General features: G+C 71.4%; 15 protein-coding genes and 2 pseudogenes. 7 read left to right on the top strand and 10 right to left on the bottom strand.

The features are described 5' to 3' along the window. Window positions 1–59: 59 nt before the first annotated feature. A complete protein-coding gene (locus ACZ4N5_RS15255; RefSeq protein ID WP_467757558.1) occupies window positions 60–2,303 on the top strand; it encodes a heavy metal translocating P-type ATPase in 2,244 nt (747 codons plus the stop codon). 583 nt (window positions 2,304–2,886) lie between these two features. On the opposite strand, the gene ACZ4N5_RS15250 is transcribed toward ACZ4N5_RS15255, so the two are convergent. The 5 genes from ACZ4N5_RS15250 to ACZ4N5_RS15230 all read right to left on the bottom strand — a co-directional run bounded on the left by ACZ4N5_RS15250 (window position 2,887) and on the right by ACZ4N5_RS15230 (window position 10,133). After that, window positions 2,887–4,176 (bottom strand): citrate synthase, encoded by a 1,290-nt coding sequence (locus tag ACZ4N5_RS15250; RefSeq protein WP_467757557.1) that lies wholly within the window; start codon window positions 4,174–4,176, stop codon window positions 2,887–2,889. Window positions 4,177–4,461: 285 nt separating this feature from the next. Continuing rightward, on the bottom strand, window positions 4,462–6,717 hold the full coding sequence (gene recD2 / locus ACZ4N5_RS15245; RefSeq protein WP_467757556.1) for an SF1B family DNA helicase RecD2: 2,256 nt from the start codon (window positions 6,715–6,717) through the stop codon (window positions 4,462–4,464). A gap of 250 nt (window positions 6,718–6,967) precedes the next feature. Further along, a complete protein-coding gene (locus tag ACZ4N5_RS15240; protein WP_467757555.1) occupies window positions 6,968–7,828 on the bottom strand; it encodes a sugar phosphate isomerase/epimerase family protein in 861 nt (286 codons plus the stop codon). Continuing rightward, window positions 7,825–8,985 carry a dihydrodipicolinate synthase family protein gene (locus ACZ4N5_RS15235; protein ID WP_467757554.1) on the bottom strand — a complete coding sequence of 387 codons (1,161 nt, stop codon included), beginning with the start codon at window positions 8,983–8,985 and terminating at the stop codon, window positions 7,825–7,827. The genes ACZ4N5_RS15240 and ACZ4N5_RS15235 overlap by 4 nt, the downstream gene beginning before the upstream one ends. After that, window positions 8,982–10,133, bottom strand: coding sequence for a Gfo/Idh/MocA family protein (locus tag ACZ4N5_RS15230; protein ID WP_467757553.1), 1,152 nt, complete (start codon window positions 10,131–10,133; stop codon window positions 8,982–8,984). The genes ACZ4N5_RS15235 and ACZ4N5_RS15230 overlap by 4 nt, the downstream gene beginning before the upstream one ends. Window positions 10,134–10,441: 308 nt before the next feature. Here ACZ4N5_RS15230 and ACZ4N5_RS15225 point away from each other — a divergent pair, with 308 nt between their 5' ends. The 3 genes from ACZ4N5_RS15225 to ACZ4N5_RS15215 all read left to right on the top strand — a co-directional run bounded on the left by ACZ4N5_RS15225 (window position 10,442) and on the right by ACZ4N5_RS15215 (window position 14,451). Further along, window positions 10,442–11,491 carry a LacI family DNA-binding transcriptional regulator gene (locus tag ACZ4N5_RS15225; protein WP_467757552.1) on the top strand — a complete coding sequence of 350 codons (1,050 nt, stop codon included), beginning with the start codon at window positions 10,442–10,444 and terminating at the stop codon, window positions 11,489–11,491. A gap of 894 nt (window positions 11,492–12,385) precedes the next feature. Beyond that, window positions 12,386–13,321, top strand: coding sequence for a bifunctional helix-turn-helix transcriptional regulator/GNAT family N-acetyltransferase (locus ACZ4N5_RS15220; RefSeq protein WP_467757551.1), 936 nt, complete (start codon window positions 12,386–12,388; stop codon window positions 13,319–13,321). 236 nt (window positions 13,322–13,557) lie between these two features. After that, complete coding sequence (locus ACZ4N5_RS15215) at window positions 13,558–14,451, top strand: MHYT domain-containing protein (protein WP_467757550.1); 894 nt, start codon at window positions 13,558–13,560, stop codon at window positions 14,449–14,451. Between the two features lie 52 nt (window positions 14,452–14,503). On the opposite strand, the gene ACZ4N5_RS15210 is transcribed toward ACZ4N5_RS15215, so the two are convergent. The 4 genes and pseudogenes from ACZ4N5_RS15210 to ACZ4N5_RS15195 all read right to left on the bottom strand — a co-directional run. Then, window positions 14,504–15,136, bottom strand: coding sequence for a GNAT family N-acetyltransferase (locus tag ACZ4N5_RS15210; protein ID WP_467757549.1), 633 nt, complete (start codon window positions 15,134–15,136; stop codon window positions 14,504–14,506). A gap of 87 nt (window positions 15,137–15,223) precedes the next feature. Further along, on the bottom strand, window positions 15,224–16,483 hold the full coding sequence (locus ACZ4N5_RS15205) for a Gfo/Idh/MocA family protein (protein ID WP_467757548.1): 1,260 nt from the start codon (window positions 16,481–16,483) through the stop codon (window positions 15,224–15,226). 110 nt (window positions 16,484–16,593) lie between these two features. Further along, window positions 16,594–17,832 carry a 3-phosphoshikimate 1-carboxyvinyltransferase gene (gene aroA / locus ACZ4N5_RS15200; protein WP_467757547.1) on the bottom strand — a complete coding sequence of 413 codons (1,239 nt, stop codon included), beginning with the start codon at window positions 17,830–17,832 and terminating at the stop codon, window positions 16,594–16,596. Between the two features lie 4 nt (window positions 17,833–17,836). Beyond that, window positions 17,837–18,007 (bottom strand): annotated as a pseudogene (locus ACZ4N5_RS15195) (EamA family transporter); the annotation flags it as partial. On the opposite strand from ACZ4N5_RS15195, the pseudogene ACZ4N5_RS15190 reads away from it, so the two are divergent. The 3 genes and pseudogenes from ACZ4N5_RS15190 to ACZ4N5_RS15180 all read left to right on the top strand — a co-directional run. Further along, a pseudogene (locus tag ACZ4N5_RS15190) lies at window positions 18,005–18,418 on the top strand (LysR substrate-binding domain-containing protein); the annotation flags it as partial. The pseudogenes ACZ4N5_RS15195 and ACZ4N5_RS15190 overlap by 3 nt on opposite strands. Before the next feature lie 324 nt (window positions 18,419–18,742). Beyond that, entirely contained in the window at window positions 18,743–20,611 is a 1,869-nt protein-coding gene (locus tag ACZ4N5_RS15185; protein ID WP_467757546.1) for a glycoside hydrolase family 3 protein, read from the top strand. A 109-nt stretch (window positions 20,612–20,720) separates the two neighbouring features. Continuing rightward, entirely contained in the window at window positions 20,721–21,353 is a 633-nt protein-coding gene (locus ACZ4N5_RS15180) for a hypothetical protein (RefSeq protein ID WP_467757545.1), read from the top strand. A 27-nt stretch (window positions 21,354–21,380) separates the two neighbouring features. On the opposite strand, the gene ACZ4N5_RS15175 is transcribed toward ACZ4N5_RS15180, so the two are convergent. Continuing rightward, window positions 21,381–22,877, bottom strand: a complete 1,497-nt coding sequence (locus ACZ4N5_RS15175; RefSeq protein WP_467757544.1) for a S28 family serine protease — start codon at window positions 22,875–22,877, stop codon at window positions 21,381–21,383. Between the last annotated feature and the right edge of the window lie 24 nt (window positions 22,878–22,901).

The following is a 22,901-nucleotide window of genomic DNA, read 5'->3' as shown; positions in this document are numbered from 1 at the left end:
GCCGTGCCGACCGGCTGATACCGGCTCCGCGCGGCCCGGCTCATTCCTGGAGCCGGACCATGACCACCGCAGCACCCGAGACGCCCATAGGCACGACCTCGGACATCGAACTCTCCATCGGCGGGATGACCTGCGCCTCCTGCGCGGCCCGCGTCGAGAAGAAGCTCAACCGCATGGACGGCGTCACCGCCACCGTCAACTTCGCGACGGAGAAGGCCAAGGTCTCCTACCCCACGGGGGTACAGGTCGCCGATCTGATCGCCACGGTGGTGAAGACGGGCTACACCGCCGAGGAGCCCCCGCCGCCGGCGGCGCCCCCGGAGGCGGCACCGCCCGCCGACGACGACCCCGAAACGGCCTCCCTGCGCCAACGGCTGACCGTCTCCGCGCTGCTCGCCCTGCCCGTCGTCCTCATGTCGATGATCCCGGCCCTCCAGTTCGACAACTGGCAGTGGCTCTCGCTGACGCTCGCCGCGCCCGTAGTGGTCTGGGGCGGACTGCCCTTCCACCGGGCCGCCCTGACGAACGCGCGGCACGGCGCGGCCACCATGGACACCCTGGTCTCGGTCGGCACCCTCGCCGCGTTCGGCTGGTCCCTGTGGGCGCTGTTCTTCGGCGACGCGGGGATGCCGGGCATGCGGCACGGCTTCGACTTCACCGTCTCCCGTACGGACGGGGCGTCCACGCTCTACCTGGAGGTCGCCGCGGGCGTCATCGCGTTCATCCTGCTGGGGCGCTTCCTGGAGGCCCGCTCCAAGCGGCGCGCGGGAGCGGCGCTGCGGGCGCTGATGGAACTCGGCGCCAAGGACGTATGGGTCCTGCGGGACGGCCGTGAGGTCCGCCTCCCCGTGGCGCAGCTGACGGTCGGCGACCGCTTCGTCGTACGGCCCGGCGAGAAGATCGCCACCGACGGGACCGTCGTCGAGGGCGCGTCGGCCGTGGACGCGTCCATGCTGACCGGCGAGTCGGTGCCGGTGGACGTGACCGTCGGGGACACCGTCACGGGTGCGACCGTGAACGCCGGGGGCCGGCTCGTCGTCGAGGCCACCCGGATCGGCGCGGACACCCAGCTCGCGAGGATGGCCCGGCTCGTCGAGGACGCGCAAAACGGCAAGGCCGAGGTGCAGCGTCTCGCCGACCGGATCTCCGGGGTCTTCGTGCCCGTCGTGCTGCTCATCGCGCTCGGCACCTTCGCGGCCTGGATCGCGGTCACCGGCGACACGGTCGCGGCCTTCACCGCCGCCGTCGCGGTGCTGATCATCGCCTGCCCGTGCGCGCTCGGCCTGGCCACCCCGACCGCCCTGATGGTCGGCACGGGCCGCGGCGCCCAGCTCGGCATCCTCATCAAGGGACCCGAGGTCCTGGAGTCCACGCGCCGCGTCGACACCGTCCTGCTGGACAAGACCGGCACGGTGACCACGGGACGCATGAGCCTGCACGAGGTGTACGTCGTCGACGGCACCGCCGAGAAGGACGTCCTGCGGCTCGCCGGAGCCCTGGAACACGCCTCCGAGCATCCCATTGCCCGAGCGATCGCGGCAGGCGCTCAGGAGCGCACAGGCGGCCTTCCCGTGCCGGAACACTTCGAGAACGTGCCGGGCCGCGGCGTACGCGGCCGGGTGGACGGCCACGACGTCACCGTCGGCCGGTTCCCGGGCGCGCTCCCCGAAGCGCTTGCGGACGCGAAGAACGTGGCCGAGGCGGCGGGCCGCACGGCCGTCGTGGTCGCCCTGGACAGGGCGCCGGTGGGTGTCGTGACCGTCGCCGACACGGTCAAGGAGACCAGCGCCGAGGCCGTACGCGAACTGCGCGCCCTCGGGCTCACACCGATGCTGCTGACCGGGGACAACCGGGCGGTCGCCGAGGCCGTGGCACGGGCGGTGGGCATCGGCTCCGCCGACGTGATCGCCGAGGTGCTGCCCGAGGACAAGGTCGCCGTGGTCCAGCGGCTGCAGCGCGAGGGACGGACCGTCGCGATGGTCGGCGACGGGGTGAACGACGCGGCGGCGCTCGCCACCGCTGATCTGGGCCTCGCGATGGGCACGGGGACGGACGCGGCGATCGAGGCGAGCGATCTGACGCTCGTGCGCGGGGACCTTCGGGTGGCCGCGGACGCGATCCGGCTGGCGCGCAGCACCTTGTCGACTATCAAGGGAAACCTGCTCTGGGCCTTCGGCTACAACGTGGCGGCGCTTCCGCTGGCCGCCGCGGGCCTGCTGAACCCCATGATCGCGGGAGCGGCGATGGCCTTCTCGTCCGTCTTCGTGGTCACGAACAGCCTTCGACTGAGAGCATTCGCGTGACGACGGACATGGAGTCCCCCTAGAGTCCAACGCGAGCCTCACATAAGCTCTTCACAAGGCTCGCGCATCTTCCTTACGCTTGGTCCTCGATTCCCATACCGGGTCTCTTGCCTATCTTCAGGACATATGCAAGAGACTCAGATCACAGTGATGTGAACGTAACCACCGAAGGGGTTCGTCAGTCTAAGTTGGCGATGTCAGAAGCGTCTTGGGGGGCGTGACTGGCATCTGGGGATGTCTTGGGGGACGTTCCCGGAAATTGCGTCGCCGGGGCACGTACAGCGGGGAGCTTTGAGCGGCCCTCCCGATCCGTACGCGTCCCGGCAGATCGCACCGCACCACCGCAGTACAGCGAGCTCCGCTCGCTCGGCTGCACCGCCGGCCCCGTGCCGGCACACAGCGATTCAGGCGCTGTCCCGCAGACGCCCGGCCGGATCCCGTGGGGGGAATCCGCACCGGGACAAGGAAAGCGCCCTGACTGCCGGCCCGTGGGGGGACCAGTAGCAGGGCGCTTTCCGTATTTCTGCTTTGGTACGTGCTTCACCGGGCTCCGCCTACGGAGCCCGGTGGTTCCGTGCGAGCCTCAGCGGGCCTCGACCGGCACGAAGTCGCGCTCGACGAAACCCGTGTAGATCTGACGCGGGCGGCCGATGCGGGAGCCGGGCTCCTTGATCATCTCGTGCCACTGGGCGATCCAGCCCGGCAGCCGGCCGAGGGCGAACAGGACCGTGAACATCTCGGTCGGGAAGCCCATGGCGCGGTAGATCAGGCCCGTGTAGAAGTCCACGTTCGGGTAGAGGTTGCGCGAGACGAAGTAATCGTCGGAGAGCGCGTGCTCCTCCAGCTTCAGGGCGATGTCCAGCAGCTCGTCGGACTTGCCGAGAGCGGAGAGGACGTCGTGCGCCGCCGCCTTGATGATCTTGGCGCGCGGGTCGAAGGACTTGTACACCCGGTGGCCGAAGCCCATCAGGCGGACGCCGTCCTCCTTGTTCTTCACCTTGCGGATGAAGGAGTCGACGTCGCCGCCGTTGGCCTGGATGCCCTCCAGCATCTCCAGGACCGACTGGTTGGCGCCGCCGTGCAGCGGGCCCCACAGGGCGGAGATGCCGGCGGAGATCGAGGCGAACATGTTCGCCTGCGAGGAGCCGACCAAACGCACGGTGGACGTCGAACAGTTCTGCTCGTGGTCCGCGTGCAGGATCAGCAGCTTGTCGAGCGCGGAGACGACCACCGGGTCGAGCTCGTACTCCTGCGCGGGGACCGAGAAGGTCATGCGCAGGAAGTTCTCGACGTACCCGAGGTCGTTGCGCGGGTAGACGAAGGGGTGGCCGATCGACTTCTTGTACGCGTACGCCGCGATCGTCGGGAGCTTGGCGAGCAGCCGGATCGTGGAAAGGTTGCGCTGCTTCTCGTCGAACGGGTTGTGACTGTCCTGGTAGAAGGTCGACAGCGCCGAGACGACCGAGGACAGCATCGCCATCGGGTGGGCGTCGCGCGGGAAGCCCCTGTAGAAGTTCTTGACGTCCTCGTGCAGCAGGGTGTGCTGCGTGATTTCGTTCTTGAAGGTGGAGAGCTCGTCGACGTTCGGGAGCTCGCCGTTGATCAGCAGGTAGGCCACCTCCAGGAAGGTGGAACGCTCGGCCAGCTGCTCGATCGGGTAGCCGCGGTAGCGGAGGATGCCCTGCTCACCGTCGAGATAGGTGATCGCGGATTTGTAGGCGGCCGTATTGCCGTACCCACTGTCCAGCGTCACCAGACCGGTCTGGGCGCGGAGCTTGCCGATGTCGAAGCCCTTGTCGCCGACGGTGCTGTCGATCACCGGGTAGGTGTACTCGCCATCGCCGTACCGCAGTACTACAGAGTTGTCGCTCACGTCATCCCTCACCGACGTTGTGCCTCTTCTTCGAGGTGCCCTGACTGTCTCTACCATCCCCCATTTGGCCCTGGAGAGTGCACTCGGGGTCGACCATTGGGCCTATCGGCGGCACTCAGTGCCGCCAACCTGCTCATCCTGCCCCGCTCGTCGCGCAACTGGAAGTGCTCTGTGACCTTCATGACTCGTTTGATCGATCATTTTTTGTGATGGACCGCGTCTCGTGCCCGAAAGGCCCCGTTCAGCGCTCGAACGGGCCGGTTCGCCTCGCGAGGAGGCGGTGGTTCACGAGCCGGACAGCCGGAAGTCCAGGGCCGTGCACCGGCGTCCCGCTGACACCGTACGCACCGCCTGGCCTATCGCCTTGCGCGAACCGACGAGGACGACCAGCTTCTTGGCCCGGGTGACCGCCGTGTAGAGCAGATTGCGCTGAAGCATCATCCAGGCGCCCGTGGTCACGGGGATCACCACCGCCGGGTACTCGCTGCCCTGGGAGCGATGGATGGTCACCGCGTAGGCGTGGGCGAGCTCGTCGAGTTCGTCGAACTCGTACGGCACCTCCTCGTCCTCGTCCGTGCGCACCGTCAGGCGCTGTTCGACCGGATCGAGGGAGGTGACGACGCCCACGGTGCCGTTGAAGACGCCGTTCTCGCCCTTGTCGTAGTTGTTGCGGATCTGGGTGACCTTGTCGCCGACCCGGAAGACACGACCGCCGAGCCGCTTCTCGGCGAGGTCCGGGCGGCCGGGGGTGATGGCCTGCTGGAGCAGTCCGTTCAGGTGACCCGCGCCGGCCGGGCCCCGGTGCATGGGAGCGAGGACCTGGATGTCCCGGCGGGGGTCGAGACCGAACTTGGCCGGAATCCGCCGGGCCGCCACGTCGACGGTGAGCCGCCCGGCCTCCTCGGTGTCGTCCTCGACGAACAGGAAGAAGTCCTTCATGCCGTCGGTGACCGGGTGCTGCCCGGAGTTGATCCGGTGCGCGTTGGTCACCACCCCGGACTGCTGGGCCTGGCGGAAGACCTTGGTGAGGCGCACCGCCGGGACCGGGCCGCGGTCGGCGAGCAGATCGCGCAGCACCTCGCCCGCGCCGACGCTCGGCAGCTGGTCGACATCGCCGACGAAGAGCAGGTGGGCCCCCGGGGGCACCGCCTTGACCAGCTTGTTGGCGAGCAGCAGGTCGAGCATGGAGGCCTCGTCCACCACGACCAGGTCGGCGTCCAGCGGGCGATCCTTGTCATAGGCCGCGTCGCCGCCCGGCTTGAGCTCCAGGAGCCGGTGCACCGTGGAGGCCTCGGCTCCGGTCAGCTCGGCGAGACGCTTGGCGGCACGGCCGGTGGGCGCGGCGAGAACCACCTTGGCCCCCTTGGCGCGGGCCAGCTCCACGATCGAGCGGACCGTGAACGACTTGCCGCAGCCCGGGCCTCCGGTGAGCACGGCGACCTTCTCGGTGAGCGCGAGCCGGACCGCCGCCTCCTGCTCGGGGGCCAGCTCCGCGCCCGTACGCCCCTTCAGCCAGGCCAGTGCCTTGTCCCAGACCACGTCGTGGAAGCCGGGCATCCGGTCCCGGTCGGTGCGCAGCAGGCGCAGCAACTGTGCGGAGAGCGAGAGTTCGGCGCGGTGGAAGGGCACCAGGTAGACGGCCGTCACCGGGTCGCCGCCTTCGGGGCCCGGAACCCTCTCCCGTACGACACCGGGATCCTCGCCCTCTTCCGCGGGGGCCGCCAGCTCGGCCAGGCACTCGATGACCAGGCCGGTGTCGACCTGGAGCAGCTTCACGGCGTCCGCGATCAGCCGCTCCTCGGGGAGGTAGCAGTGGCCCTGGTCGGTGGACTGCGACAGGGCGTACTGAAGGCCGGCCTTGACGCGCTCCGGGCTGTCGTGCGGGATGCCGACGGACTGGGCGATCTTGTCGGCGGTGAGGAAGCCGATGCCCCATACGTCGGACGCCAGGCGGTAGGGCTGGTTCTTCACGACCGAGATCGACGCGTCGCCGTACTTCTTGTAGATGCGGACCGCGATGGAGGTGGACACCTCGACGGTCTGGAGGAAGAGCATGACCTCCTTGATCGCCTTCTGCTCCTCCCAGGCGTCGGCGATCCGCCCCGTGCGCTTGGGGCCGAGTCCCGGGACCTCGATGAGCCGCTTGGGCTCCTCCTCGATGATCCGCAGGGTGTCCAGTCCGAAGTGCTGGGTGATGCGGTCGGCGAAGACCGGGCCGATGCCCTTGACCAGGCCGGATCCGAGATAGCGGCGGATGCCCTGGACGGTGGCCGGGAGCACCGTCGTGTAGTTCTCCACGGTGAACTGCTTGCCGTACTGCGGGTGGGAGCCCCAGCGGCCCTCCATGCGCAGGGACTCGCCGACCTGGGCGCCGAGAAGCGAGCCGACGACGGTGAGCAGATCGCCGGCGCCGCGGCCGGTGTCGACCCGGGCGACCGTGTATCCGTTCTCCTCGTTGGCGTAGGTGATGCGTTCGAGCACGCCTTCCAGCGTGGCCAGTCGCCGCTCGCTCGTCTGGGCGGCCCCCGCCTGATTGGACATGATCCGACGGTACCGCCCGCCTCCGACAGCGCTCCGGCGCTGGGGACAACTCACCCGGTCGGGGCCCGCGGAAAACTTCGAGGGGCCCGGTCCGTCGACCGGGCCCCTCGGCTTTCCCCTCCGTATCAGAACCCCCGCGATCCCCCCGGATCCCCCTCCAAAGGTCCTGATGCCACGTACGACCCGCGAGGTCGGGAAAGGGTTGCACGGACTTCTGAAGATTTTTTCGGCCGACCGCGGCCGTACGGAATCACTGCTGGTCCGACGGCACTTCGGGGCACTGTCCGGCGTGCTCCAGGAACCGTGCCGCCGTCTCGGCCAGCACCTCGCGTCCGTCCCGGGCCCACAGCGCGTCGTTGAAGAGTTCGACCTCGATGGGTCCGGTGTACCCCGCCGCCTCGACGAGGCTCCGCCACGCGCGGAGGTCGACCGAGCCGTCGCCGAGCTGGCCGCGGCCGTTGAGGACGCCTTCGGGAAGCGGGGTGGTCCAGTCGGCGAGCTGGAAGGTGTGGATGCGGCCCCCGGCCCCCGCGCGGGCGATCTGGGCGGGGGCGGTGTCGTCCCACCAGAGGTGGTACGTGTCGACGGTGACTCCCACCTGGTCCGCGGGGAAGCGTTCCGCGAGGTCCAGCGCCTGGGCGAGCGTGGAGACCACGCAGCGGTCGGCGGCGTACATGGGATGGAGCGGTTCGACGGCCAGCCGTACGCCGCGGGAGGCCGCGTACGGGCCCAGTTCGCCGAGCGCGTCGGCGATGCGCTCACGGGCGCCGTGCAGGTCCTTCGAGCCGGGCGGCAGGCCGCCGGAGACCAGGACGAGGGTGTCGGTGCCCAGGGTCGCGGCCTCGTCGACGGCCGCCCTGTTGTCGTCCAGGGCGCGCTGTCGCTCCCCCGGGTCGATCGCGGTGAGGAAGCCGCCCCGGCAGAGGGTGGTGACGGCCAGGCCCGCGTCGTGGACGAGTTTCGCGGTGGCGTCGAGGCCGTACGACCGCACGGGCTCGCGCCAGAGACCGACACCCGGGACGCCCGTCTCCAGGCAGGCTTGGACCAGTTCGGGCATCGACAACTGCTTGACCGTCATCTGGTTGACGGAGAAGCGGGCGAGGCTGCTCATGAGGTCATCACTCCGTACAGGGCGAGCAAGGTCTTCATCCGGGTCTCGGCGCGTTCGGGGTCCGGGAACAGGCCCAGTCCGTCGGCCAGTTCGTAGGCGCGCGCGAGGTGCGGCAGCGAGCGCGCCGACTGGAGGCCGCCCACCATCGCGAAGTGCTCCTGGTGGCCCGCGAGCCAGGCCAGCAGGACGACGCCCGTCTTGTAGAAGCGGGTCGGGGGCTGGAAGAGGTGGCGGGACAACTCGACGGTGGGGTCGAGGAGTTCGCGGAAGCCTTTGACGTCTCCGGTGTCCAGGACTCTTACGGCCCGGGCGGCCAGGGGACCGAGCGGGTCGAAGATGCCGAGCAGCGCGTGACTGAAGCCCCGTTCGTCGCCCGCGATCAGCTCGGGGTAGTTGAAGTCGTCGCCGGTGTAGCAGCGGACGCCGTCCGGGAGGCGGCGGCGCAGTTCGACCTCGCGGCGGGCGTCCAGCAGGGAGACCTTGACGCCCTCCACCTTGTCGGGGTGGGCGGCGATCACCTCCAGGAACACCTCCGTCGCCGCGTCCAGGTCGCCGGAACCCCAGTAGCCCTCCAGGGCCGGGTCGAACATCGGGCCCAGCCAGTGCAGGATCACCGGGTCGGCAGCCTGGCGCAGGAGATGGCCGTAGACGTCGAGGTAGTCCTCGGGCCCGGCCGCCGTCGCGGCGAGCCCGCGGGAGGCCATCAGGATCGCCTGCGCGCCCGACTCCTCGACGAAGGCGAGCTGTTCCTCGTAAGCGGCCCGCACCTCGTGGAGTGTCGCGGGCGCCGTGAGCTGGTCGGTGCCGACACCGCAGGCGATCCTGCCACCGACGGCCCTGGCCTCCGCGGAGGACCGGCGCACGAGTTCGGCCGCCCCGGGCCAGTCCAGGCCCATCCCCCGCTGGGCGGTGTCCATCGCCTCGGCGACACCGAGGCCGTGCGACCACAGATGGCGCCGGAAGGCGAGCGTGGCGTCCCAGTCGACGGCGGCGGGCGAGTCGGGCGAGACGTCCGCGTACGGGTCGGCGACGACATGCGCGGCCGAGAAGACCGTACGGGAGGTGAAGGGCTCGCCCGCGGGGAGGAGGGCGAGGGGATCGGTGCGCGGCTCGTAGGTTCTCAACCGGCCGTCGGCGCCCGGGAGTCGGATGGTCACAGCGAGATCTCCGGTACGTCGAGGCGGCGGCCCTCGGCCGAGGATTTCAGGCCCAGCTCGGCGAGTTGGACACCGCGGGCGCCCGCGAGGAGGTCCCAGCGGTAGGGGGCGTCGGCGTAGACGTGCCGCAGGAACAGCTCCCACTGGGCCTTGAACCCGTTGTCGAACTCGGCGTTGTCGGGGACCTCCTGCCACTGGTCGCGGAAGGAATAGGTAGCCGGGATGTCCGGATTCCAGACCGGCTTGGGGGTGGAACTGCGGTGCTGGACACGGCAGTTGCGCAGCCCGGCGACGGCCGATCCCTCCGTGCCGTCGACCTGGAACTCGACCAGTTCGTCGCGGTTGACGCGCACCGCCCAGGAGGAGTTGATCTGGGCGACCACGCCGCCCTCCAGCTCGAACATGCCGTAGGCAGCGTCGTCGGCCGTGGCGTCGTACGGCTTGTCCCGCTCGTCCCAGCGCTGCGGGATGTGGGTGGCGGTGAGCGCCTGCACGGAGGTGACGCGGCCGAACAGCTCGTGCAGGACGTACTCCCAGTGCGGGAACATGTCGACGACGATGCCGCCGCCGTCCTCGGCGCGGTAGTTCCACGAGGGCCGCTGGGCCTGCTGCCAGTCGCCCTCGAAGACCCAGTAGCCGAACTCCCCGCGGACGGACAGGATCCGCCCGAAGAAGCCGCCGTCGACGAGCCGCTTCAGCTTGAGCAGGCCGGGGAGGAAGAGCTTGTCCTGCACGACGCCGTGCTTGATGCCGGCGGCGTTCGCGAGGCGGGCCAGTTCGAGCGCCCCGTCGAGGCCCGTGGCGGTCGGCTTCTCCGTGTAGATGTGCTTGCCCGCGGCGACGGCCTTCCGGAGGGCCTCCTCACGGGCGGAGGTCACCTGGGCATCGAAGTAGAGGTCGACGGACGGATCGGCGAGCACCGCGTCCAGGTCCGTCGACCAGTGGTCGAGGCCGTGCCGCTCGGCGAGCGCCTTCACGGCATGCTCGCGGCGGCCGACGAGTACGGGCTCGGGCCACAGCACGGTGCCGTCGCCGAGGTCGAGGCCGCCCTGGTCGCGCAGGGCGAGGATCGAGCGGACCAGGTGCTGGCGGTAACCCATGCGTCCCGTCACGCCGTTCATGGCGATCCGCACCGTCTTGCGTGTCACGTCATTCCCTTCGTACGCGTCAGGCGCCGAGCGCGCTCACAGGTGAGCGTGGCAGCAAGCGCTTTCTATCCCTGAGAAGCTAGCCTCTGTGCAGCGGTCCGGACAAGACCACCGCGAAGTCGAGTTGTTCGAGGGAGCGAACAACTCGGGCCGTTGGCCGTATGGTCTGCACGGACCCTGCCCACAGGAAGCGGCGTACTCGGCCTTCGACTCGGTGTTCGACGCCGTACGCCGAGGCATGACCAGGCACGACGACGTACGAGACGTACGAAGTGGTACGACGCGACGCGCGACCGGAGGACGACGAGATGACGGTGACCCTGGCGGACGTGGCAGCCCGCGCGCAGGTCTCTCCCGCGACGGTGTCGCGCGTACTGAACGGGAACTATCCCGTGGCCTCCTCCACGCGTGAGCGGGTGCTGCGCGCGGTGGACGAGCTGGACTACGTGCTGAACGGGCCCGCGAGCTCGCTGGCCGCGGCGACCTCCGACCTCGTCGGGATCCTGGTCAACGACATCGCCGACCCCTTCTTCGGGATCATGGCGGCGGCGATCCAGTCGGAGATCGGCGGTCCCGGGGGGCGCGCGGGCGGAGAGCGCCTCGGCGTCGTGTGCAACACCGGCGGCTCCCCGGAGCGCGAGCTCACCTATCTCACGCTCCTTCAGCGCCAACGCGCCGCCGCGGTCGTGCTCACCGGCGGCGCCATAGAGGACACCGCCCACGCCGCCGCCGTCGCCGCGAAGCTGCGCAGGCTGACGGAGGCGGGCACCCGGGTCGTGCTGTGCGGAAGGCCGCCCGCGCCGGACACGTCCGAGGCGATCGCGCTGACCTTCGACAACCGCGGCGGCGGCAAGCAGCTCACCGAGCATCTGATCGGCCTCGGCCACCGGCGGCTCGGCTACATCGCGGGCCCCGAGGAACGCACGACGACCCGCCACCGCCTGGAGGGCCACCGCGCCGCGCTCGACGCCCACGGCATCGAGGATGACCCGCGGCACACCGTGCACGGCCGCTACGACCGCCGCTCCGGTTACGAGGCGACGCTCGAACTCCTGCGCCGCGACCCGTCGTTGACGGCTGTCGTGGCGGCGAACGACACCGTGGCGCTGGGCGCCTGCGCGGCCCTGCGCGACTCCGGGCTGCGCATCCCGGACGACGTGTCCGTCGCGGGCTTCGACGATCTGCCGTTCAGCGTCGACGCCGTGCCCGCGCTCACGACCGTACGGCTGCCGCTCTCCGAGGCGGGCGCCCGCGCCGGGCGGATCGCCATGGGCCGCGAGGAGCCGCCGCCGGGCGGGATCGCCACGGCGCGGGGGGAACTGATGGTGCGGGGGTCCACCGGGGTTCCCCGGGGCTGACCTCCCTTTTCCCGGGGGTTCCCCGGGGCTGACGTCCCTTTCCCCGGGGGCGCCCTGGGCCGACCCACCCTTTCCCGGGCACCCCAGGACTGGCCTCCCCCCTCCCTGGACGCCCGGACTGATGCACCTGACGTGCGCCTCTCCGGGCTTGCTGGGCATCCTGCGGGCCGGCGTGCACCCCAGGGCTCCTGGAACGCAGGCGCGGTGGGCCGGAACCGGCTGGGGGCCGGGCGGGCCGCGCGGTGAGGGTCGGCCGGACCGGGGCGGGTGGGTGAGGCCGGGCGGAGCGGGGGCGCGCGGACCAGGGGTCGGCGGACCAGGGGTGGGCGCACCGGGGGTCGGCGCAACAGGGGCAGGCGCGCCGGGGGTCGGCGCACCAGGGGCGCGCGGACCAGGGGTCGGCGCACCAGGGGCGCGCGGACCAGGGGGCGGCGCACCAGGGGCGCGCGGACCAGGGGGCGGGTGGAGCGGGGGTTGGCGCACCAGAGGCAGGCTCACCAGGGTGGGCGCACCGTGGAGCGGGCGGACCAGGGGTGGGCCAAACGGGGCGGGCGCACCGGGGGCAGGTGGACCAGGGGGAGGCGCAGCAGGGGTCGGCGCAATGGGGGCGGGCGGACCAGGGTGGGCGGACCGTCGGAGGTCGGCGTACCAGGGGCGGGTGGGGAGTGGGGTCGGTCGTGAGGTGGGCGGAGGGGGTCCTGGGTGGAGGTAGGCGGCGTGGTGGGCCGGAACCGGATCCCGCGCGCGTTGGCGGGGGGCACGGGGGTGCGCGGAGGGGGTGGCAGCCCGCGGTGGGGCGTTCTATGCTCGGGGCGAGTTGCTTCTCTGACTGAGTCAGCCATCCGGGCCGAACAGGCCACCTTGACCATCCAGAGCCGACCTCCGGGGCCGATCATGACCGTGCAGGACATCCGCTCCTTCAACCGCTTCTACACGAACGTCATCGGCGCGCTCGACTACGGCCGCCATCTCTACGCGCCGTACACGCTGACCGAGTCCCGTGTCCTCTACGAACTCGCGCACACGCCCCAGGTGGACGCCGCCGATCTCCGGACCGAACTCTCCCTGGATTCCGGCTACTTGAGCCGGATTCTGAACAAGTTCGAGCAGGACGGGCTGGTCGAGCGCGCCGCGTCCGAGAAGGACCCCCGGCGTCGGCGGATCACGCTCACCGCGCGCGGCCGGGAGGCCGCCGGTCTGCTCGACGAGCGGGCGCGCCAGACCGTGGGTTCCCTGCTGGCGACCGTGGCCCCCGCCGACCGGCCGCGGCTCGCGGAGGCGATGCGCACGGTGCGGACGCTCCTGGGCGACGGGCGGGCCGCGCCCCGCCGCGAGGACGTCGTCCTGCGCGAACCGGGCCCCGGCGACCTCGGCTGGATCGTGCAGCGCAACGCGGCGCTGTACGCGGCCGAGTACGGCTGGAACACCGACTACGAGGGCCTGGTCGCGAGAATCGTCGCCGACTTCGCCGAGGATCACGACCCCCACCTGGAGCGGGTGTGGATCGCCGAGCTCGACGGGCGGCCCGTCGGATGCGTGATGTGCGTACGGGACGACGCTCCCGGCACGGCCCGTCTCCGTCTGCTGCTGGTCGAGCCGGAGACGCGGGGTCTCGGCATCGGTGACCGTCTCGTCGGAGCCGTCACCGAGTTCGCGCGCGACGTCGGCTATCACGAGCTCGTCCTGTGGACCAACGACGTCCTGGCCGCCGCTCGCCGCATCTACCTGCGCCACGGCTTCGTCCTGGTCGCCGAGAAACCACACAGGTCCTTCGGCGCGGATCTGGTGGGTCAGGACTGGCGACTGGACCTGCGCGTCGGCCCGGAGTGACGCGGCCGGGACGCCCGCCGGCGGGCGCGGGCGGGCGTCCGGGAGGGCGCGGAGGGACGTCCGAGAGGGCGCGGGGAGACGTCTGCCGATCCCAAGATGTGAACAGCTCGTCCGCCCGCTGAGCGAAGCCGCATCACAGAGTTAACTCAAATGCCTACCATACGTGACCGCTCGCGCAACCTGAGTGCGGGACCGTACTCCCCCAAGTAGCCTGTTCTCAGGGGGAGTTGGCATATATGCAAGGCACCGTGGACGGCTTCGGATACGGGTGGGTGACTCCGGTCGTCTCCTACCTCGTCGCCTGTCTGGGCAGCGCTCTGGGGCTGCGCTGCGTCATCCGTTCCCTGCACAACCGGCAGTCGTGGAAGCCCGGTTGGCTGGCGCTCGGGGCGGCGACCATCGGCTGCGGCATCTGGACCATGCACTTCGTCGCGATGGTCGGCTTCCGGATCCAGGGGATCCAGATCGACTACGACGCCCGTCTGACGGCGCTCAGTCTCGTCGTGGCGATCGTGGTGGTCGGCGTCGGCGTCTTCGCCGTGGGATACCGCGGAGCCACCACCGCCACCCTGACCACCGCGGGGATCTTCACCGGGCTCGGCGTGGCCGCCATGCACTACCTGGGCATGGCGGCGCTCCAGCTGAACGGGTCCCTCCAGTACGACTCGCTCACCGTCGGGGCCTCCGTACTGATCGCCGTCGTCGCCGCGACCGCCGCCCTGTGGACCGCCGCCGCCTACCGGGGCTTCCCGGCCGCCCTCGGCGCCAGTCTCCTCATGGGTATCGCCCTGACCGGCATGCACTACACGGGCATGGCCGCCCTCGGGGTGCACCTGCGCGGCGCGACCGACGCGTCGTACATCACCGGGATGTACGGCGACGCGTCGCCGGCCTCGATCCTGCTGCCCATGCTCATCGGACCGGTCGTCTTCCTGATCCTGGCCGGGGTGGTGGTCATGTTCGACCCCCAGCTCGTCCTGGGCGACGGGGACTGGAGCCGGTCCACCCCGCGTCGGCGCCGCGCCACGGCCGCCATCCCCGAGCGCCCCGTGCACCCCCAGCGCGCCGAGTCCCTCTTCGACCCCCGGGACCAGCGGGCGGGCCGGCGCGCCACCCAGCGCGGGCGGTGACCGCCGCCGTCCCGTCACTCGGCCCGGCGAGCGCCCCGGCGGGGGTGTCGCCCTAGCGGACGGTCTCCGTGGCCGCGAGGGTCGCTCTGCGTACCCTCGCGGCCAGCCGGTCCCGGCACTCGGGCCATTCCGCCGCCGTCACCGAATAGATCGCGGAGTCGCGCAGCAGACCGTCCTCGCCCGGCGCCCAGGAGCGGGACCAGTTGCGCAGGACGCCTTCCAGGCGGGCGCCGGTGCGCTCGATCGCGGCGCGGGAGCGGGAGTTGCGGGCATCGGTCTTCAGGTCGACGCGGGAGACGCCCCACTCCTCGAAGGCGTGCCGGAAGAGCAGGAGCTTCGACTCCGCGTTCAGGCCCGTGCCCTGCGCGGAGGAGGCGAGCCAGGTGAACCCGACCTCGACGGCGTCGAGCCGGTCGTCCGTGCGCCAGCAACGCGGCTCCCAGTACGACGTGGCGCCGACCGCCCGTCCGGAGGCCAGGGACACCTGGGCGTAGGGGGCGAGCATGCCCGTCGCGGCGCGGGCGAGCTGCGCGTCGACGTAGTCCCCGACCTCGTCGGCCCGGGGCACCCAGGTGAACGCGTAGGAGTCCCGGTGTTCCTCGGCGGCTTCGGCGAGGTCGGCCGTGTGCCGGTGACCGAGCGGCTCCAGCCGCACCAACTCGCCTTCGAGAACCGGCCCCTGCATCTGGAAACCCAACGCCCCGCACCCCTTCGCCGCCCGGTATGTGTCCGCTGCGATTCCTATGCGGTCGGGGCGGCGCGTGTCCAGCGGTTATACGGCCTCCACGGTGCCGGCGTGCCGGGCGCGTTCGGCGGCCAGGACGGTGAGATGGCTGGTGAGGGACTCCCGCGGGCCGGACTTCACCAGATCGGGGTTCCCGGTCGCGACGGCGGCGACGAACGCGTCCATGAGACCGGCGTCGCCTCCGCCGTGGCCGCCCCCTGCGTCCATGGCACCCGCGGCGGCGAGGTCGACGGCCTCCTCGGTCCGGGTCAGGAAGTCGTAGACGCTCAGACTCTCGCCGTCGCCGCGCAGTTCGCCGCGGGTCCCGAAGATCCGCGTCCGGCGGTCGGCCTGTTCGGTGAAGGCGGTCATGGTGAAGGTGGCGGTGGCCCCGGAGGCGAACTCCATCGACACCACCTGGTGGTCGACCACGTCGTTGTCGCAGGCGTACACGCATCGCCCGTACGGGCCCTCGCGCAGGGCGGTGTCCAGCGCCTCGGGGGTGAAGTCGTCGACCAGCACGCTCAGCGGCCAGTGGTGTTCGCCGCGGGCGAGCCGGTCGCCGTACTCGCGCCGGGCGGAGTAGGGGCAGGTGTTCTCCACCGCGCAGTCCAGGCAGCGGTCGGCGGCGCCCTCGGGCCTGTTCTCGGGCCGGAAGTGCGAGAGACGTCCGAAACTGGATACGCGGACCGGGGGTTGCCCGAGGATGTACTGCAACCAGTCGATGTCGTGGCAGGACTTGGCCATGAGCATGGACGTCGCCCGGTCCGTACGGCTCCAGTTGCCGCGGACGAAGGAGTGGGCCTGGTGCCAGAAGCCGACGGGTTCCAGGTGCTGGACATTGAGGATCTCCCCGATCCGGCCGGAGTCCACGACCTCCTTCACGGCGCGGGTGTAGCGGGTGTAGCGCAGGACGTGCCCGACCGCGAGGGTCACCCCGGCCTTCTCCACCGCGTCGACGATCCGCCGGCACTCGCCCTCGGTCAGGGCCATCGGCTTCTCCAGCAGGATGTGGTAGCCGAGGGCCGCGAACTCCAGTACGGGTTCCAGGTGTTCGCGGTCCATCGTGCAGATCAGCACGGCGTCCGCGATCCGGCCGCGGGCGGCCAGCACCCGCCAGTCGTCCACCGCGGCGCCCGGCTCCAGGGCGTGGGCGGCGGCGAACCGGCGCCGCCGGGTCTCCCTGGGTTCGGCCACGGCCACCACCCTGGCCCGGTCGGGATGGTCGAGGGCCCAGCGTGCGTGGCCGGTCCCCCGGTCCCCGGCACCGACGACGGCGAGTGTGACAACGGAGGCGACGGAGTGCATCTGTGGACCGCTTTCCCAGTCGGATCGCAGGCGCGGTTGGCGCTGCCCGTCGGGAAGTTAGCCGCCCGGGATCTCCGCGACAAGACGCCCGCGGTGCTCTCCGGTCCCGCTCAGCCGTTCTCCCCGGCGGCGGCCCAGGCCCCGAACACCTCGTGGAAGGCCGGGAACGTCTTGCGTACGCATCCCGGGTCGTCGAAGCCGATGCCCGGGGTGCGCAGGGACGTCACCGCGAAGGCCATGACGACGCGGTGGTCGCCGTACGTCCTGATCTCGGCCGGGGACGGGACGCCCGGATGGATCTCGATCCAGTCGGGGCCGGTCTCCACCCGTACGCCGAGCCGCCGGAGGTTCTCCGCGCAGGCCTCGAGACGGTCGCACTCCTTGACCCGCGTGTTGGCGACGTCCTCGATGCGGACCGGGCCGGTGGCGAAGGGCGCGATCGCGGCGAGCGTCGGCATGGTGTCGGAGATGTCCCGCATGTTGACGGTGAGGCCGCGCAGTTCACCGGTGCCGCGCACCGTCGTGCGGTCGGGCCCGGTCTCCACGTGCGCGCCCATCCGGCGCAGGACGTCCACGAAGCCGAGGTCGCCCTGGAGGGCCCGCGCGCCGAGGCCGTGGACGGTGACCTCGCGGCCGGTCAGGGCGGCCGCCGCGAAGAAGTAGCTCGCGGTGGAGGCGTCGGGCTCGACCGGGTAGGTGGTGGCCCGGTAGCCGCCGGGCGCCACCTCGAAGACGTCGCCCTCCACCCGTACGTCCGCCCCGAACGCGCGCATCATCGCGAGGGTGATCCCGACGTAGGGGGCGGAGACGAGGTCGGTGACCTCGATGCGCAGGCCTTTGCGGGTCAGCGGGCCGAGCAGGAGCAGGGCGGTGAGGTACTGGGACGACTGGCCGGCGTCGAGGGTGACCGCGCCGCCCTCCACCCCGGACGCCGCGATACGCAGCGGGTGGTGGCCCTCCGCCTCCTCGTGCCGCAGGTCCACGCCCAGGTCGCGCAGCGCCCTCGACAGGGGGCCCAGCGGGCGCCGGCGCATCTGGGCCGAGGCGTCGAAGCGGTAGGTGCCGTGGCCCGCCGCGGCGAGCGTCGGCAGGAAGCGGGCCGTGGTCGCGCCGTCCCGGCAGTACACGTCGGCCCGTGCCACGGCCGGACCCTGCGGACGGCCGTCGATGTGCCAGCTGTCCGGGGTCCGGCCGACGCGGTAGCCGAGCCGGGTCAGGCCCTCCGCGAAGCCCTCGGTGTCGTCGGAGCGGAGCGGGCGGACGAGGCGGGTGACCCCGTCGGCCGCCGCGGCCAGGAAGAGCGCGCGGGCGGTGATGGACTTGGAACCGGGAATGTCGACAACGGCCATGGGGTCATGCTGGCGCCCCGGCCCGCTCCGGCGCTGGAACGTCCGCCGACTGGACCTGTCGTGGCGACCGTGAGGTAAGCGCCACCCCGCCCACCAGGAGGGCCGCCGCCGCCCACCTCAGCGGGCTGATCGACTCGTGCAGGAACAGTGCCGCCGACGACATCCCGAAGACGGGGCCGACCTGTGCGATCTGCTCGTCCCCGCCGGACACCCCTTCGCCGGGCGGCCCTCGGTGCGGCGGGAGGACCTGGGCGGCCAGCGCTGGATCTGCCAGCCGCCGGGGCGGGTCTGCCACGACTGGCTGGTGCGCACCCTGCGCGAGGCGGGCTGCGAGCCGGACATCGTCCACCAGGCCGAGGAGAACCCGACCCTCATCGCCCTCGTCGCCGCCGGCCTCGGCGTCGCCCTCGTCCCGCGCCTCGGCCGCGGCCCCCTCCCGGAAGGGGTGGTGGAGGTAGCGCTCGACTCGCTGCCCGTTCGCCGGCTGTACGCTCTGTGGCGCTCGGGGGCGGCGCGCCGGCCGGCCATCGCCGAGACGGTCCGCACCGTCCAGGCGCACTGGCCGTCGACGGCGGCGCGCGGCTGAGAGGGCCCAGCCAACTCATCCACCCCACCTGCACCGACTTCCGGCGATCCCCCGGATCCCGGGAACCCGGGCCCCTCCCGCTTCGTCACATCCGCATGCTGCCGGACGAGTCTCCGCAGTGCGGTGTCGGCTTCGCTGCTGGCTGCGATCGCTGACCAACCCTCTCCGCCGCCTGCGGCCGGCAGCACGCCGTCACCGGCGCGCCCCCCTCCAACTGCGCCGGTGGCGGCCCCTTCCCGGATACTGTGCACACCCTTGACTGGAAGAAACTTCCCGGATATTCGTGACTCCTCGGAAGTTTCCTTCACGAGGGAAGGAGCGCTCGTGCGCGACTCCAGCACGGGAAGCACCGCAAGACCGTCCGGGCCGACCGAGCCGGACAGACCGTCAAGGCCCTCCCGGCGTACGGTTCTCGCCGCCACGGCGGGCATCACCGCCGCGCTGGCCGCCGGACCCCGCGCCCACGCGGCCGACGCCCGACCGCACGGCGACAAGGGACTGCGCGCCCTGATCTCCCGGATGACCCTGGAGGAGAAGGTCGGCCAGCTCTTCGTCATGCGGGTGTACGGCCATTCGGCCACCGCGCCCGACCAGGCCGACATCGACGCCAACCTCAAGGAGATCGGCGTCCGGACGGCCGCCGATCTGATCGCCAAGTACCGCGTCGGCGGCATCATCTACTTCGCCTGGGCGCACAACACCCGCGATCCGCATCAGATCGCCGATCTGTCGAACGGGATCCAGCGGGCCTCGCTGGAGCAGCCGCGCGGGCTGCCGCTGCTGATCTCCACCGACCAGGAGCACGGGATAGTGGCTCGGGTGGGCAAGCCCGCGACGCTGTTCCCGGGCGCCATGGCGCTGGGCGCGGGCGGCTCGCGGGCCGACGCCCGGACGGTGGGCCGGATCAGCGGCGCCGAACTGCGCGCGATCGGCATCAACCAGGACTACTCCCCCGACGCCGACGTGAACGTCAACCCGGCCAACCCGGTGATCGGCGTCCGCTCCTTCGGGGCCGACCCCGACGCGGTGGCGGGCATGGTGGCCGCCGAGGTGAAGGGGTACCAGAGCTCCGGCGTCGCGGCCACGGCCAAGCACTTCCCCGGCCACGGCGACACCGCAGTGGACAGCCACTTCGGCTTCCCCGTCATCACCCACAGCCGCGAACTGTGGTCGGCCCTCGACGCGGTGCCCTTCCGGGCGGCGATCCGCGCCGGCATCGACTCGATCATGACGGCGCACATCATGGTCCCGGCGCTCGACCCGGCCGGCGACCCCGCCACCCTCTCCCACCCGATCCTCACCGGCATCCTGCGCGGCGAACTGGGCTACGACGGCGTCGTGGTGACGGACTCGCTGGGCATGGAGGGCGTCCGGACGAAGTACGGCGACGACCGCGTCCCCGTCCTCGCCCTCAAGGCCGGTGTCGACCAGCTCCTCAACCCGCCCGACCTGAGCGTCGCGTGGAACGCGGTGCTGAACGCCGTACGCGGCGGCGAGCTGACCGAGGCCCGCCTCGACGAATCGATCCTGCGCATCCTGCGGCTCAAGTCGAAGCACGGCGTCTTGAGCGACCCGTACGTGCGTGACGCGGGCGTCGACCGGGTGGTCGGCATCCCGGCGCATCTCAGGGCGGCCGACCGGATCGCCGAGCGCACCACCACACTGCTGGTCAACAAGGAGGGGCTGCTCCCGCTGTCCCGGCGGAGTACCCCGAGGGTGCTGGTGGTGGGCGCCGATCCCGCCTCGCCGTCGCTGTCCGACGGGCCGCCCACCACTGTTCTGGCCGGCGCGCTGACCGAGCTGGGCTTCACGGCGACGGCCCTGTCCACCGGTACGGCACCCTCGGCGGCGACGATCGCCAAGGCCGTCGCCGCGGCGGCCGACGCGGACGCGGTGGTCGTCGCGACGTACAACCTGACGGCGGCCGGGTCCCAGAAGACCCTGGTCGAGCGTCTGCTCGCCACGGGTGTCCCGGTGATCGCCGTCGCCATCCGCAACCCGTACGACATCGCCCTGCTCCCGGGTGTCGGCGCGTGCCTGGCCTCGTACTCCTGGACCGATGTCGAAGTGCGCGCCGCCGCCCGGGTGATCGCCGGCCGGGTGGATCCGCGGGGCAAACTGCCGGTGGCGGTGCAGCGGGCGGACGACCCGGCGCAGGTGCTGTATCCGATCGGGTACGGGTTGACGTACTAGCCGTACGCAGCCCACCGGGCGCGCCACCCCCAAGTGAGCCAAAGGGCCCCGCACGTCTGGCGTGTGCCTGCTTCGGCGGGTCACGCTGGGCGGGGGTCGGGGGGAAGCCATGCGAGCCAGCTCGGTGTGTCGGCGTTCCGCGGGAATGGTGTGCGCCCTGCTGCTGGCCGGGGCCGCCCTCGCGGGCTGCGACCACTGGTCCGGCTCCGGAGCCGCCGCCCCCGACCCGGCGGCGGCCTCGACGCGCCCCTCCGGCTACGGATCGGTCTTCCTCGGCCGTGGCGAGTGCAGTTCCTTCGGCACGACCAGTTTCACCGAGGTGCCCTGCGGCAGCGAACGGGCCGCCGCCCGGGTGATCGCCCGCTACGACGGCAGCGTCGCGGACGGTCCGTCCTGCCCGGCGACCACGGACTTCGTGCTGCACATCAGCGAGACCGAGCCCCCCTCCGACGAGAGCGGCGACGCCGCCGTCCCGCAGGGCTACGCCTGCATGCGCAAGCTCGAACCCCCGCACCCCGGCGACCCGGGCGGCGGCGGAGGCCCCCGGACCATCGTCGGCGACTGCGTCTACGGATCGGGCCGCGGGCAGGTCCGCGAGACGGCGTGCGACGGCACGGGCGAGAAGCGCCCGGAGTACAAGGTGACGTCGGCGGTGACGGCCCGCTCCAAGTGCCCGTCCGGCACGGAGCTCTACGTCGAACTCGGCGGCACCAGGCCGGTGGGCTGCGCCCGCCCGGTGTGACCGGGGACGGGCGCAGCCGGCATCCGGTTACGGACGGAGCGTCATCTCGCGTTCGACGTCACGCCGGTCCAGCCGCGCGTCGAACCTCGCGAGCGGCCGGGCCGCCGACGGGTTCGCCCGGACCGTCGCGGAGGCGACGCCCGCCCATTGCAGGATGCGGGCGGTGGCGAGCGCCTTCTGGTCGGCGACGAGCCCCGCGACATTGGCGCCGTGGTTGAGGCCCGGCGCCGTGAAGACGTAGGCATCGCGCGTCCCGGAACCGAGGCGGAACCGCTCGGCGCCCCAGGGGTCGTTCTGGCCGTAGACGAACAGCATGTGGTGCGCGTGGTGACGGACCCAGCCGTCGACGTCACGCATCGCCGACGGCTGGAACCGCATCGGGATGGCGCGCGGGACGAAGTTGCGCGGGGGCTGGTAGCCGTAGCGGATGTACTTCTTCTCGATGTACGGGAAGTGGATGGTGGGCGCGCCCAGTTGGGTGCCCGCCTGGTAGTAGTACGGGGTGTACGTCTCCAGGCCCTGGTCGGTGTAGGCGGAGAAGCCGGAGATGGTGTCGACGGAGTTCCAGATGTCGTCGTCGCTCGCGTGCGCGGCGTCCGCCGGGATCGTGTCGCAGTCCTTCAGCAGGCTGTACTGCCAGAAGCCCCAGACGTAGTCGAGCACGACCGCCTCGTACGCCTTGTCGAGGCTGCCGATCGTGGTGAAGGTGTAGCCGTTGTCGGCGGCGTACGCCGCGTACTTGCTCTCCAGCGGCTCACGGCGCACGAGTGCCTCGCGCTGCACGGCGTCCAGCTTGTCGCGGCATTCCTTGGTGCCGACACCCGCGAAGAAGCGGTCGTACGCCGAGTCCTCGTCGTTCACGACGTCGTTGGGCGCGACGTAGGCGACGACGCCGTCCATGTCGCGCGGGTAGAAGCGCTCGTAGTACGTGGCGGTCATGCCGCCCTTCGAGCCACCGGTGGAGATCCACTTCTGGCCGTAGACCGGCTTCAGCGCCTGGAAGATGCGGTGCTGGTCGCTGGCCGCCTGCCAGATGTCGAGCTTGGACCAGTCGGCCGGGTCGGGCCGGGACGGCGTGAAGAAGCGGTACTCCATCGAGACCTGGTTGCCGTCCACGATCTGGGTCGGCTCGCGCCGGCTCGGGGTGGTGGAGACGTTGTAGCCGCCGGTGTAGAAGACCGTCGGGCGCGCGGTGTCCTTGTGCAGCACGGTGATGCGCTGCTGGAACGTGCCCTTGGACGGATGCCGGTGGTCGATCGGCTGGGTGTAGTCCAGGACGAAGAACCGGTAGCCGGTGTAGGGCTTCTCCTGGATCAGGCTCATGCCCGGAATCGCGAGAAGCCGGTCCAGGATGTCCCCGTCGGTCGTGCTGGTCGTGCCGGTCGTGCCTTGGGCCTCCGGCGATGGGGGTCTCCCCTGCTCGAGCGAAGCCGAGAGCTTGGGGGCGGCGGTGGCCGCCCCCGCCGTGCTCAGCGTGCCTATGAGCACCGTGAGCGCGAGCAGCCATCTGAGCGCCTTGCGCATGCACCCTCCCCTGGGAATACGCAG

The organism is Streptomyces sp. NPDC026500 (assembly GCF_055567635.1).
The sequence above is the reverse complement of the archived record's forward strand: the minus strand, read 5'-3'. Positions and strand labels throughout refer to the sequence as shown.